The following is a 14,869-nucleotide window of genomic DNA, read 5'->3' on the forward strand; positions in this document are numbered from 1 at the left end:
TCAGGGCGGTATCGGCGTCGCCTCCGCATCGGATGAGCGTGCGATAACAGGCTGAAAGTGCCGCTCCCTACGGTCGGGCACCGTGTCGGACGTGCGTGTACGCCCCGGCTTTACGAGTTGTCGACGAAGTACAGGAGCCAGCAGCGTGGACCGTCGTGCGACGCGCAATCCGATCGGGCCGAGCATGGGCGGTGATGCGGCGGCGATGCCGCTGCCCGCACTGGTGGAGGCGCAGGTGCGGCGGGCTCCCGAGCACCCGGCCGTGGTCTTCGGCTCGACCGTGCTCAGCTATGCCGAACTCGACCGCCGGGCCAACAGGCTGGCCCGACGGCTCATCGGTATCGGAACGGGCCCCGAGCAGGTCGTGGCACTGGCCGTGCCGAGGTCGGCGGACGCGGTGGTCGCCATGCTGGCCGTACTGAGGACCGGGGCGGCATACCTGCCGATCGACCCGCGCTACCCCGCTCAGCGCATCGCGTTCATGCTGACCGACGCCCGGCCGTCGGTCCTGCTCACGACCGGTGCCACCCGTGCCACGCTGCCCGACACCACGACCCCTGTCGTCCTTCTCGACGACATCGACCTGACGACGGGCGACGACACCGCCCCCGGCATCGCGATCCGTGCGGAGAACGCGGCCTACGTCATCTACACGTCCGGTTCCACGGGACTGCCCAAGGGCGTGGTCGTACCGCACCTGGGCGTCTCGAACCACATGCTGTGGCAGGCCGGCCAGTGGGATGTCGACGCGTCGGACGTGGTGCTCGCCCGGACCGCCTTCAGCTTCGACGCGTCGGGCTCGGAGATCTGGCTGCCGCTGATCGCCGGCGCCACGATCTGCATGGCGCCCGACGACGTGGTGGGCCTGCCGCACCTGCTGATCGAGTACGCGGTCGAGCACCGTGTCACGGTCGCTCAGTTCGTTCCGTCGTTGCTCGCGGTCGCTCTGCCCGCGATCCGGGACGCCTCCGGTCTCGCCCTGCGACTCCTCTTCGTCGCGGGAGAAGTCCTGCCGCCCTCTCTGGCGGACGAGGTCGTCACCGAGCTGGACCTACGGCTCTGCCACCACTACGGCCCCACCGAAGCCTCCATCGATGTGACGGCGTACGACGTACGGCCCGGCGAGAGCTACCGGACCGTCCCCATCGGGTCCCCGGTCGCCAACACCGAGGTGCACATCCTTGACAGCGCCCTACGGCCCGTGCGACTCGGTGAGGTGGGCGAGCTCTACGTGGCCGGCGTCCAGCTCGCCCGCGGGTACCTGGGCCGGGCCGGCCTGACGGCACAGCGGTTCGTCGCCTCCCCCTTCGCCGAGGGCGAGCGCATGTACAGAACCGGGGACCTGGCCAGGTGCAATGCCGACGGGCTCATCGAATTCGCGGGCCGAGCCGACGACCAGGTGAAGATCCGCGGTTTCCGGATCGAGCCGGGTGAGATCGAAGCGGCGATGACCGAACTCGCCGAGGTGTCCCGCGCGGCCGTGGCCGTGCACGAGGGCCGTCCGGGACAGCAGCGCCTCGTCGCCTACGTCGTGGGCGAGGTGGAGGTCGATACGGTGCGGGACCGGCTGGCCGGCCGGCTGCCCGAGCACATGGTGCCGTCGGTGTACGTGATGCTCGACGAGCTTCCGCTCGCCCCGAACGGCAAGCTGGACCGTGCCGCGCTGCCCGCTCCGGAACTCACTTCCGGTGCCGGCCGCGCGCCCCGAACGGCCGCCGAAGAGGTTCTCGCCGGACTCTTCGCCGACGTCCTGGGCGTCGACCGCGTCGGTGCGGACGACGGCTTCTTCGATCTCGGCGGCGATTCACTCCTTGCGGCCCGGCTCATCAGCCGCATCCGCACCACGCTCGACCGTGAGGTGTCGGTTCGCGCCCTGTTCGAGGCGCCCACCGTCGCCGGCCTGGCCGCCTGTCTGGATCGGGCGGCGGTGGCACGGCCGCCACTGACCCGCACCGAGCACCCCGATCCCATGCCGCTGTCCCACGCCCAGCGCGGACTGTGGTTCCTGCACCGGCTCGAAGGCGCGAGCGCCACCTACAACATCCCCCTCGTCCTCCGGCTGACCGGACAGGTGGACCCCGAGGCCCTCCGTGCCGCCGTGCGCGACGTCTCCCTGCGGCACGAGACCCTGCGGACGGTGTTCCCGGAGACGGACGGGGTCGCCCGCCAGGAGGTTCTCGACACGCTCGCCACGCTCACCGTCGTCAGCACCCCCGACATCGACGGTGCGGCGGCCGCGGCGGCCCGCCACCCGTTCGACCTCCGCAGTGAGGCGCCGCTGCGAGCCAGCCTGTTCTCGCGACCCGGCGAGGACGAGCACACCCTCCTCCTCCTGATGCACCACATAGCGAGCGACGGCTGGTCCGAGCGTCCGCTGATCGAAGACCTGTCCCTGGCCTACGCCGCCCGTCGCATCGGGGAGGAACCGGCGTGGGACGACCTGCCGGTGACCTACGCGGACTACACCCTCTGGCAGGGCGAGGCGGACGGCGTCGACTTCTGGCGGACCGCGCTCGCCGGGCTGCCGCAGCGCGTCGAACTTCCCACCGACCGCCCCCGGCCTCCGGCTGCCAGTTTCCGCGGTGACGAGGTGCGCGGACACCTCGACGCCGAGCTGCACCGGGGGGTGATCGCGCTCGCCCGCTCCACCGGCCGCACCGTCTTCATGGTGGTGCAGGCCGCCCTCGCGGCGCTCATGACCCGGCTCGGCGCCGGCACCGACATCCCGCTCGGCACCCCGACCGCAGGGCGGCCGGACGAGCAGCTCGACGGCCTCGTCGGCTTGTTCGTCAACACGCTCGTGCTGCGCACCGACACCTCGGGCGACCCGACCTTCCGGGAACTCCTGGACCGGGTGCACCGCACGGCCGCGGCCGCCTACCCGCACCAGGATGTACCTTTCGACCGGCTGGTCGAAGCGCTCAATCCGGCCCGGTCCCTCTCGCACCACCCCCTCTTTCAGGTGATGCTCACCTTCGAGAACCTCGGCACGGCCGCACCCGCCATGCCCGGCCTCACCGTCGAGGTGGACGAAGCCTCCACCGGCGTCGCCAAGTTCGATCTCGACCTGCGCCTGCAGGAGCGCTTCTCCGAGACGGGCGCTCCGGCCGGAGTGGACGTGGTCGCCGAGTACTCCACCGACCTCTTCGACGACGCCTCGATCGACACGCTCATCGCGCGGCTCGCCCGGTTCCTGCTTGCCGCGGCAGCCGAGCCGGAACGCCGGATCTCCACGATCGACCTGCTCACCGACGATGAACGCGCCGTGATCCGGGACCGCTCGGACCAGGTGGTCGACGAGCACGGACGACCGGTGCCCGACGGCGTGGTCGGCATCCTCGACGGCTCCCCGGCCCGGTACACCCTCGACGGCCGGATCGAACGCCTGCGCCCGCCGATCCTCGTCGACGGAGCCCCGGTCGACGTCTCCCGCACCGTCGACACCCTGCTCGCCCACCCCGCACTCATCGACGCGGCCGTGACGGACGGCCTCGTCGCCTACGTCGTGACCGCCCCCGGCCTCTCCGTACGCTCCGTCGACCTTCGTGATCACCTCGCCCGTGCACTGCCCGACTTCCTCGTGCCGGAGACGTACGTCCCCGTCGCCGAGCTGCCGCGCACCGAGGGGGGCCGCCTCGACGTCGACGCGCTGCCCTCTCCCGTCTCCGGTGGCCACGAATCGGCGGGCTCTCCCGAGGAAGAGCTGCTGACCGCGCTCTTCGCCGAGGTGCTCGGCCTGCCCGAGGTGGACCCGGGCCAGGGCTTCTTCGATCTCGGCGGCGACAGCATCGTCTCCATCAAGCTGGTCAGCCGCGCCCGCAAGGCCGGACTGCGCATCACGCCACGGGACGTCTTCGAGCACAAGACCGTCGCCCGCATCGCCGCAGCCGCCCGCGTGGCGGACCACACCGCCCCGGTCGCCCAGGACATCGCCACCGGACCGCTGCTCCCCACCCCGGTCATGGCGGAACTGCGCGACCTCGGCGGTCCCGTCGACGGCTACCACCAGTCGATGCTGCTCGTCGTGCCGAGCGGGCTCGGCACCGAGCGTCTGACCGCCGCGCTCCAGGCGGTCCTCGACCGGCATGACGCACTCCGGCTGACCCTGGACGAGGAGTGGGGGCTCACCGTCCCCGCGCCGGGCGCCGTCACGGCGACCGCCCGCCGAGTGGACACCGCCGGCGCCGACGCCGACGCGCTGCGCGAGGCGATCGAGGAGCACGGCAGGGCCGCCCAGGCGGAACTGGACCCCTACCGGGGCGACCTGGTGCGCGCGGTGTGGTTCGACGCCGGGGCGGAGGCCGGACGGCTGCTGCTGCTCGTGCATCATCTGGCTGTGGACGCCGTTTCCTGGCAGCCCCTCCTCGGCGACCTCCGGGCGGCCTGGGAGGGAGAGGCCCTCGAACCGGTCGGGACCTCGCTGCGGCGGTGGAGCACCCTCCTCGGCGAGGAGGCGAGCAGGCGCACCGGTGAACTGCCCTTCTGGCGGTCGGTGCTGGAAACACCCGACCCGCTCCTCGGCGACCGGCCCCTGGACCCGGCGATCGATGTGCGGGCCAAGGCCGGGACGGTGACGCTCACCCTGCCGGCCGACGTCACCGAAGCGCTGCTCACCTCGCCCTCCGCCGCCGTGCGCGCAGGCGCCCGGGACGTGCTGGTCACGGGCCTCTCGCTGGCCGTCGCCGCGTGGCGCGGCCGCCGAGGGGTCGACGACTCCGCGCTGCTCCTCGAACTGGAGGGCCACGGCCGCGAGGACATCGTGCCCGGACTGGACCTCAGCCGCACCGTCGGCTGGTTCACCAGCGCGTTCCCCGTCCGTGTCGACCCCGGAGGCGCGGACGGTGTCCGCGCCCTGAAGCTCGTCAAGGAACAGCTGCGCGCGGTGCCCGGCAACGGCCTCGGATACGGGCTGCTGCGGCACCGCGACCCGGGCTCCACCGCGGAACTGGCCGCGTACGGCCGCCCCCAGCTGGGATTCAACTACCTGGGCCGCTACGCCGCCCCCGAACTCGCCGACTGGGCGCCCGCGCCCGAGGCTCCCGCGCTGGGCGCGGGCTTCGACGGAACCGCGCCGCTCGGCCTCGGCATCGAGCTCGACGCCGTGATCGTCGACCACACCCGCGGAGCGCAGCTCGTCGCGACCTGGACCTGGTCGAAGGCCCTGCTGGCCGAGGACGACGTACGGGAACTGGCGCACGGCTGGTTCGCCTCACTCGCCGATCTCGCGGCCGTCGAAGGCGGCGGACTGACCCCGTCCGACCTGCCCCTCGTGGACCTTTCGCAAGGCGACATCGAGGCGCTGGAAGGGGCACTGCCGGACCTGGTCGACGTGCTGCCGCTCGCCCCGCTCCAGGAGGGCCTGCTCTTTCACGCTCTGTACGACTCCGGCGCCGACCTCTACTCCGTCCAGGAGGTCTTCGCGCTGAGGGGCCCGCTGGATCCGCGCGCCCTCCACACCGCTGCGGCCTCCCTTCTCGACCGCTACCCGAACCTACGGGCGGGCTTCCACCACGAGGGGCTGCCCCGGCCCGTACAGGTGGTCGTCGACGGCCTCGAACTGCCGTGGCGGGAGGTCGACCTCGCGGGACTCACCGAGGCCGAGCGCGAACCCGCCCTCGCCCGGATCGTGGCCGAGGCGCGTGCCGAGCGCTTTGACCTGGGGCGGCCGCCGCTGCTGCGCTTCACCCTGGTCAGGCTCGCCGAGGACGAGCACCGGCTCATCCTCGTCAACCACCACATCCTCTTCGACGGCTGGTCCATGCAGCTGGTGCTGGACGAGTTGTTCGCGCTCTACCGGGGCGAGACCCTGCCTGAGCCGGCCGCGTTCCGCGACCACCTGGCCTGGATAGCCCGGCAGGACCGTTCGGCGGCGCACGACGCCTGGCGGAGCGCGCTCGACGGGCTTGCCGCACCGACCCTCCTCGCCAAGCCGGGCACGGAGGAACCCGCCCGTCCGCTCCAGGTCTACTGCGACCTGCCCGACACGGTGTCCGGGCGGCTCCAGGAGCGGTTGCGCGAGTACGGGATCACCCTCAACACCGCCGTCCAGGGCCTGTGGAGCCTGCTGCTCCGCGCCCGCACCGGACAGGAGGACGTGGTGTTCGGCTCCACGTACTCCGGACGCTTCGCGGAGCTGCCCGGCAGCGAGGCGATGGTCGGCATGTTCATCAACACGCTGCCCGTCCGCGTCCGGCTCGACGCGGCGGAGTCCCTGCAGCGGATGCTGGAGCGCGTACAGGACGAGCAGTCCCGGCTGATCGCGCACCAGTATCTCGGACTCAACGACGTACAGCGGCTCGGTGGACTGGGCGACCTGTTCGACACGCTGACCATCGTCGAGAACTACCCGCACGACGACGACGACGTATGGGAACCCGCACCCGGCCTCCGCGCGAGCGTGCTGGAGGACCACGACGCCACCCACTACCCGCTGACGCTCTCGGTGCTTCCCGGGTCGCGGCTTAAGCTGCGCCTGGAGTACCGGCCGGACCTGCTGAACGGTTCGCAGATCGACGCGCTCGCGGCCGACCTCGTCCGCCTGTTCACCGCTCTCGTGGACGACGCCTCCGTGCCCGTCGGAGAACTCGTCGGGACGGGGACGGCCGTGGCCGCGACCGCTCCGGGCACCGCACCGGCCGCGGCGCGGGCCAGCGGTACGGACGACGAGGGCGGCGTCACCGTGCCCCTCTCCTTCCGTGCGCCGCGCACCCCGGAGCAGGAGATCCTCTGCGGTCTCTTCGCCGCCGTGCTCGGAGTGCCGACCGTCGGCATCGACGACAGCTTCTTCGACCTCGGCGGGCATTCGCTCACCGCGATCCGGCTGCTCAGCCGCATCCGTTCGATGTTCAACGTGGAACTCGCCATCCGGCACCTCTTCGAGGCCCCCACCGTCGCCGAACTCGCCGAACGGATGACGGGCGCCGAGCAGTCGCGGCTCGCCCTCGGCCCGATGACACGGCCGGAGCACATCCCCGTCTCGGCGGCGCAGTGGCGCCTGTGGTTCCTGTACCGGCTCGAAGGCCGCAGCGCCACCTACACCGTGCCGCTGCTGCTGCGCATGTCGGGACCCCTCGACCAGGCGGCACTCGAAGCCGCCCTCGGCGACATGGTGGCGCGGCACGAGAGCCTGCGCACCCGCTTTCCGGAGGTGGACGGGCAGCCCTACCAGCTGATCGCCGACGCCGAGCAGCCGCAGGTCACCCTGATCGAGACCGACGCGGCCGGGCTCGCCGAGCAACTCGCCGTCGCCACCCGCTACGGTTTCGATCTCGCCACCGAACTGCCGCTGCGCGTGACCCTGTTCCGGCTTTCGGAGACCGAGCACGTCCTCCTGTTCCTGCTGCATCACATCGCCAGTGACGGCTGGTCGGACGCACCGTTCGCGCGGGACATCTCCGTCGCGTACGCGGCGCGGGCCGAGGGGCAGGCGCCGGCCTGGTCCGCGCTGCCCGTCCAATACGCCGACTACACGCTCTGGCAGCGTGAACTGCTCGGTTCCGAGAGCGACCCGCAGAGCCTGCTGTCGCGGCAACTCGCCTACTGGCAGAAGAACCTCGCCGGGCTCCCCGAGCAGCTGGAGCTGCCCACGGACAGGCCGCGGCCCTCCGCCGCGAGCTTCCGCGGCGACGAGGTGCACTTCGAGCTCGACGCCGACCTGCACGCCGGGCTGCTCGAACTCGCCCGCCACACGAACACCACCCTCTTCATGGTGTTCCAGGCGGCGGTGGCCGGATTGCTCACCCGGCTCGGAGCCGGCGACGACATCCCGCTCGGCGGAGTCATCGCCGGACGGACCGACGAGGCGCTCGACGAACTGATCGGCTTCTTCGTCAACACCTTGGTGCTGCGCACCGACACATCCGGGAACCCGACCTTCCGGGAACTCCTCGCCCGGGTCCGCGAGACGGACCTGGCCGCGTACGCGCACCAGGAGGTGCCGTTCGAGCGCCTGGTCGAGGTGCTCAACCCGACCCGCTCCCTCGCGCACCACCCGCTGTTCCAGGTCATGATCCTGTTCCAGAACAACGCCGAGGCGGACCTGAGCCTGCCCGGTCTGCGGGCCGGTCTGGAGGACGTCGGTTCCGGGGTCGCCAAGTTCGACCTCGACTTCGACATGCAGGAGAACCACGGCCCCGACGGCGAGCCCGCCGGGCTGTCGGGCCTGGTCGAGTACGCCACCGATCTGTTCGACCGGTCCACCGTGCAGGACATCGTCGACCGGCTCGCCCGGCTGCTGAGGGCGGTCGTGGCCGACCCGGACCAGAGGCTGTGGCAGACGGCAATCCTGGCCCCGGCGGAACGCCGGGAACTGCTGGCGCAGTGGACCGCACCGGCTCCGCCGTCCGAGCGGACGACCGTCCCCGCGCTGTTCGAGGCCGCCGCCGCCGCGCACCCCGAGGCGATCGCCGTCGCCGAGGGCACGGAGCGCCTGACCTACGCGCAGCTGAACGCCCGGGCGAACCGACTCGCCCACACCCTCATCGCCCAGGGCGTGGGCCCGGAGTCCGTGGTCGCGCTCGCCCTGCCGCGCAGCGTGGACCTCGTGGTGGGCGTCCTCGGCGTCCTCAAGGCCGGTGGCGTCTACCTGCCGCTGGATCCGAACTACCCGGCCGAGCGCATCGCCTTCGTCGTGGAGGACGCTCGCCCTGCCGTCGTCGTCACCAGCCTCCGCGCGGACGTGGCCCTGCCCGACGGCAGCGCCCACGTCGTCATCGAGGAACTGGCCGACGGACCCGTCACCGATCCGGCGCGCCCGGCCCTGCGCCCTGACAACGGCGCGTACATCATCTACACGTCGGGCTCCACGGGACGGCCCAAGGGCGTCCTGGTCCCCCACCAGAACGTCGTACGGCTCTTCACGCGGACGGACCAGTGGTTCGGCTTCGACGCGTCCGACGTCTGGACGCTGTTCCACTCCTACGCGTTCGACTTCTCCGTCTGGGAGCTGTGGGGGCCGCTGCTGCGCGGCGGCACGCTGGTCGTGGTTCCGCAGGACGTGAGCCGGTCTCCGCTCGACTTCCTGCGGCTGCTCGCGGACGAGCGCGTCACCGTGCTCAACCAGACCCCGTCCGCCTTCTACCAGCTCATGCAGGCCGACGAGGAGAACCCCGGCACGGAGCTGTCGCTCAGGTACGTGGTCTTCGGCGGTGAAGCGCTCGACCTGGGGCGGCTGTCGTCCTGGTACGACCGGCACCCCGACGACTCTCCCGTGCTGGTCAACATGTACGGCATCACCGAGACCACGGTGCACGTCACCCACCACGCGCTCGACCGCGTCTCGGCGGCCACCACCGCCAACAGCGTCGTCGGCGTCGGCATCCCCGACCTGAACGTGTACGTCCTCGACCAGGGCCTGCAGCCCGTCCCGACGGGCACCACCGGCGAGCTGTACGTCTCCGGGGCCGGCCTGGCCCGCGGCTACCTCGGCCGGCCCGGCCTCAGCGCACAGCGCTTCGTCGCCGACCCGTACGGCCCGCCCGGGACCCGCATGTACCGCACCGGAGACCTGGCCCGCCGGGCCGCGGACGGCACGCTGTCCTACTTCGGCCGGGCCGACGACCAGGTGAAGATCCGCGGCTTCCGGATCGAGCTGGGCGAGATCGAGTCCGCGGTCCTCGACGCGCCGGACGTCACGCAGGCCGCCGTGATCGTGCGTGAGGACCAGCCGGGCGATCCGCGGCTCACCGCGTACGTGGTCGGCGGCGACACCGCCCGGGTCCGCAAGCACGTCGTGGACGTGCTGCCGGCCCACATGGTCCCCGCCTCCTTCGTCACGCTCGACCGGCTGCCGCTCACCTCGAACGGCAAACTCGACCGCAAGGCCCTGCCCGCGCCCACGCTGTCCGGTGCCGCGGAGGGCCGGCGACCGCGCAACCCGCGCGAGGAGCTCCTCGCGGTCCTCTTCGCCGACGTGCTGAACGTGGACCGGGTCGGGATCGACGACAACTTCTTCGAGCTGGGCGGGCACTCGCTGCTCGCCACCCGGCTGATCAGCCGCGTCCGGTCCGCGATGGGGGTGGAGGTGCCCGTCCGGGCGCTGTTCGAGACGCCGACCGTCGCCGGGCTCGCCGGCTGGACGGACCAGGCGGGTGAGGCCAGGCGCGCCCTGGAGCCCATGGAACGTCCCGAGCGGGTGCCGCTCTCCTTCGGCCAGCGCGGTCTGTGGTTCCTCAACCGGCTCGAAGGCCCGAGCTCCACGTACAACGTGCCCCTCGTCATGCGCTTCTCGGGGCCGCTCGACGTTCCGGCACTGCGGACCGCCCTGCACGACGTGGTCGCCCGGCACGAGGGGCTGCGCACCCTGTTCCGCGAGGCCGACGGCACGCCCTACCAGCACATCGTGCCCGCGGACGAAGCGGTGGTGGACCTGATCACCACCGACGTCGACGACGAGCGGCACCTAGAGGCGGCTCTCGCCGAGGCCGCGCAGTACCACTTCGACCTCGTCACCGAACTGCCCATCCGCTGCACTCTGTTCCGGCTCGGCGACGAGGAACACGCCCTGCTGCCGCTCATGCACCACATCGCCAGCGACGGCTGGTCGGAGACCCTGCTCGGCGACGACCTCTCCATCGCCTACGCGGCACGGGCCGAGGGGCGCGCCCCGGGCTGGGCACCGCTTCCCGTGCACTACGCGGACTACACCCTGTGGCAGCGTGAGCTGCTCGGACGCGAGGACGACCCCGACAGCGCGATCTCCCGGCAGCTCGCCTACTGGACCGAGAACCTGCGCGGTCTGCCGGAGCTCGTCAACCTGCCCACCGACCGGCCCCGGCCGCCGGTGGCCACGTACGGAGGCGCCGAGGAGCCGCTGCGCCTGGACTCCGCCCTGCACGACGCTCTGCTGCGGCTCGCCCGGCAGGGCAACACCACCCTGTTCATGACGATCCAGGCCGGCTTGACCGCCCTCATGAGCAGGCTCAGCGGCGACACCGACATCGCCATCGGAACCCCGGTGGCCGGGCGCACCGACGAAGCCCTGGAAGATCTGTTCGGCTACTTCGTCAACACGCTCGTGCTGCGCACCGATGTCTCGGGCCGTCCCACGTTCGCCGAACTGCTGGAGCGCGTCCGCGAGACCGACCTGGCCGCGTTCGCCCACCAGGACGTGCCGTTCGAGCGCCTCGTCGAGGTGGTCAACCCGGTGCGGTCGCTCGCACGGCACCCGCTCTACCAGGTCATGCTGACCTTCGAGAACTTCGACGAGGTCAAGCTGACCGTCCCCGGCCTCGAAACCCGGCTCGAGGACGTGGTCGGCGACGCCTCCAAGTTCGACATGGACGTCCGTCTGCAGGAGCGGTACGGACCGGACGGCGAGCCCGCCGGAATCGTCGGCGAGATCGAATACGCCACCGACCTGTTCGACCGGGCGACGATGACCGCGTTCGGCGACCGCCTCGTCCGGCTGCTCACCGCGGCCGCCGCCGATCCGACCGCGCCGGTCCACGAACTCGACCTCGTGTCCGAGGACGAGCGGGACACCGCCCTCGTGGACGCCGAAGGCCGTCCCGTGCCCCCGGGCGTGGTGGCCGCGCTCCCCTCGGGACAGCTGGCACGCCGCCACCCCGACGGCACCACCGAGTTCCTCGGGCGCCCCGAGGACGTACGTCTGGTGCGCGGCTTCCGCGTGAACCCCGCCGAAGTCGCGGCCCGGCTGCGCGAGGTCTTCGCCGACGCCGCCGTCGTCGCCGGCTCCGGCCGGGTGGTCGCCCACGTCGTCCACGCCGGCGACGCGACGTCCGCACGGCGCCTCGCCGAGTCCGTGCTGCCCGACTACCTCGTGCCCACCGCATTCGTCGTCGTCACGGAGATCCCCGCCGAACTCCCGGCCGAGGAGCTCACCACCGCCGCGGTCCGGCGCAGCCCGCGCACCCTCGCCGAGGAGATCATCGCCGGTCTCTTCGCCGAGACGCTGGGCGTCGCCGCGGTCGGCATCGACGACAACTTCTTCGACCTCGGCGGCCACTCGCTGTCCGCGATCCGGCTGCTCAGCCGCATCAGGGCGCAGCTCGGGGCGGAGCTGTCGGTGCGGGCGCTGTTCGCCGAGCCCACGGTGGCGGGGCTCGCCACCCGGATCGACGGCGCGTCCTCCGGCCGGCCGGCCCTGGGCCGCAGGGAGCGTCCGGCGCACGTGCCGCTCTCCTTCGCCCAGCAGCGCCTGTGGTTCCTGCACCGGCTCGAAGGGCCGAGCACCACGTACAACGTGCCGATGCTGATCACGCTCACCGGCGAGCTCGACGCGGCGGCCCTCGAAGCGTCGCTGGGCGACGTCGTGGCACGGCACGAGGCACTGCGCACGGTCTTCCCGTCCGATGCCGACGGAACCCCCTACCAGCGGGTGCTCGGAGTCGACGAGGCCAGGCCCGTACTGGCCACCGGCGTCGCGGATCCCGCGGAGGCGGCCCGGCACACCTTCGACCTCGAAACCGAACCCCCGCTGCGCGCCACACTGTTCCACGACGGGCCGGACGAGTACCGGCTGCTCCTGCTCGTCCACCACATCGCCAGTGACGGCTGGTCGACCGGGGCGCTCGCACGCGACCTGTCGACCGCGTACGCCGCCCGGCGGGCCGGCCGGGCACCGCGCTGGCCCGGACTGCCGGTGCAGTACGCCGACTACACCCTGTGGCAGTCCGAGCTGCTCGGTGCCGAGGGCGATCCGGAGAGCCTCGTCAGCCGGCAGCTCACGTGGTGGAAGGGCGCCCTGGAGGGCATGCCCGAGCTGCTGCCCCTGCCGGCGGACCGGCTGCGGCCCGCCGAGGCGACCCACCGCGGCGCCGAGGTCGGCATCCGCATCCCCGCCGAGCTGCACGGCCGCCTCCAGGCGGTGGCGCGGGAGACCAACTCGACCCTGTTCATGGTGCTGCAGTCGGCCCTCGCCCTCCTGCTGTCCAAGCTGGGCGCGGGAACCGACATCCCGATCGGCACCCCGGTCGCGGGACGGACGGACGACAGCCTCCAGGACCTCGTCGGCTTCTTCGTCAACACCCTCGTGCTGCGCACCGACGTGTCCGGATCCCCCTCCTTCCGCGACCTGCTGGGCAGGGTCCGCGAGGCGGACCTGGCCGCGTTCGCCCACCAGGACGTGCCGTTCGAACGACTGGTGGACGTGGTGCGCCCCGGGCGCTCGCTGGGCCACCACCCGCTGTTCCAGGTGATGCTCGTCCTGGAGAACGACGACGAGGACGACTTCGCCCTGGCCGGCCTGACCGCCGCGTTCGACGAGGACGTCGAGATGGGAGCGGCCCGCTTCGACCTGACCCTGCACGTGCAGGAGACGGTCGGTGCGGACGGCACGGCCGAGGGCATCGGCATCGATCTGGAGTACGCCGAGGACCTCTTCGACGCCACCACGGCGCAGCGGATGGCCGCGCAGTTCGTCCATGTGCTGGAGACGGTGAGCGCCGACGCGGACGTCGTCGTGGACCGGATCGCGCTGCCGCACGCCGTGCACGGGCACACCGCCGAGGCACCGGTGGACTCACCCACCCTGCTCGAACTGATCAGTGCGCAGCCGGCGGACGCCGTCGCGATCGTCGACGGTGACGTCGGGACGACGTACGGGCAACTCCTGGCACAGCCGCCCGCCGGAATCCTGGCAGCGGTCGTCAGCGGCGAGCCGTTCGTCCTGCGCACCCGCACCGGTACGCCCGTCGTCGTCCCGCAGGACGTCGTCGCGGCCCGCGTCGCGGCCCGGCAGAGCGTCCACGGCCTGGACGGCACGGACCGCGTCCGGGCGACGGCCGCACCCGGGACGGTGGGCGAGATCGACGAGGTGCTCTGGCCCCTCACTGCCGGTGCGACCGTCGTACGCGCCGCCGCGCACGACTTCCCGCACGCTGTCACGACGCTGCACGTCACGCCCTCCGAGCTGCCCGTGCTCCTCGGCGACCCAGCTCTGCCGCAGGCCGGTCTGCGGCGGGTGTTCTGCTCCGGCGAGGCCCTCGCCGAGCCGCTCCAACGAGCCTGGTTCGACGTGGTGGACGTGCCGCTGTGGCACGGCTACTCGCTGACCGAGGCCGCAGGCCTCGTCACGGAACGTGCCTGTGACCCGGACGACTGGGACGCCGTGGTGCCCCTCGGCGCCCCGCTGCCCGGCACCGTCCTGTACGTGCTCGACGCGGGCATGTGCCCGGTTCCGCCGGGCGTCGTCGGCCGGCTCCACGTCGGCGGGCCGCTGCTCGGCTCCGCGCCGACGGTGATCGCCGACCCGTTCGGCGCCCCCGGCTCGCGGATGGTCCGTACCGGGGACCTGGTCCGCTGGACCGCCGACGGCGAGCTCGAGTTCGTCGGGGCGCCACTGCCGATACCGGGCTTCACGGCCTATCCGACACAGGTCGAGGCGGTCCTGGCCCAACACGACGACGTCGCCCGGGCCGCCGTGGCGGTACGGGACGGATCGCTCGTCGCGTATCTGATGCCGGCTCACGGTTCCACCGTCACGCCCGCTGCCGTCGCGGCCTTCGCACGGGCCGCCCTGCCCGATCATCTGGTTCCGGCCTCCTTGGTGGTTTTGGACCGGCTGCCGCTGACCGCGGACGGCCGGGTGGACAGCGACGCGATGCCGTCGCCCGGTCCCGCCGGCGCCCGGGCGGACCGCGCCGCCACCGGCACCCCGGCGGAGGAGATCCTTCGCGGACTGTTCGCCGAGGTTCTCGGTGTCGACCGTGTCGGCATCGACGACGGGTTCTTCGAACTCGGCGGGCACTCGCTGCGGGCCACCAGGCTGATCAGCCGCATCCGTACCGCGTTCGGCGTCGAACTGCCCGTTCGTGCGGTGTTCGAGTCGCCGACGGTGGGGGGTCTGGCGTTGCGTGTGGTGGGTGCTGGTGTGGCGCGTGGGGCGTTGGTGGCGGGGGTGCGGCCTGTG

General features: G+C 72.2%; 1 protein-coding gene. It reads left to right on the plus strand.

Annotation, left to right across the window (positions count from 1 at the left end; all coding sequences use genetic code 11):
• Nucleotides 1–145: 145 nt before the first annotated feature.
• The coding region (locus IF19_RS0129140; RefSeq protein WP_136975156.1) for a non-ribosomal peptide synthetase at nucleotides 146–14,869 on the plus strand (14,724 nt) is incomplete at its 3' end.

This window comes from Streptomyces californicus (genome assembly GCF_000717645.1).
Taxonomy (GTDB): domain Bacteria; phylum Actinomycetota; class Actinomycetes; order Streptomycetales; family Streptomycetaceae; genus Streptomyces; species Streptomyces californicus.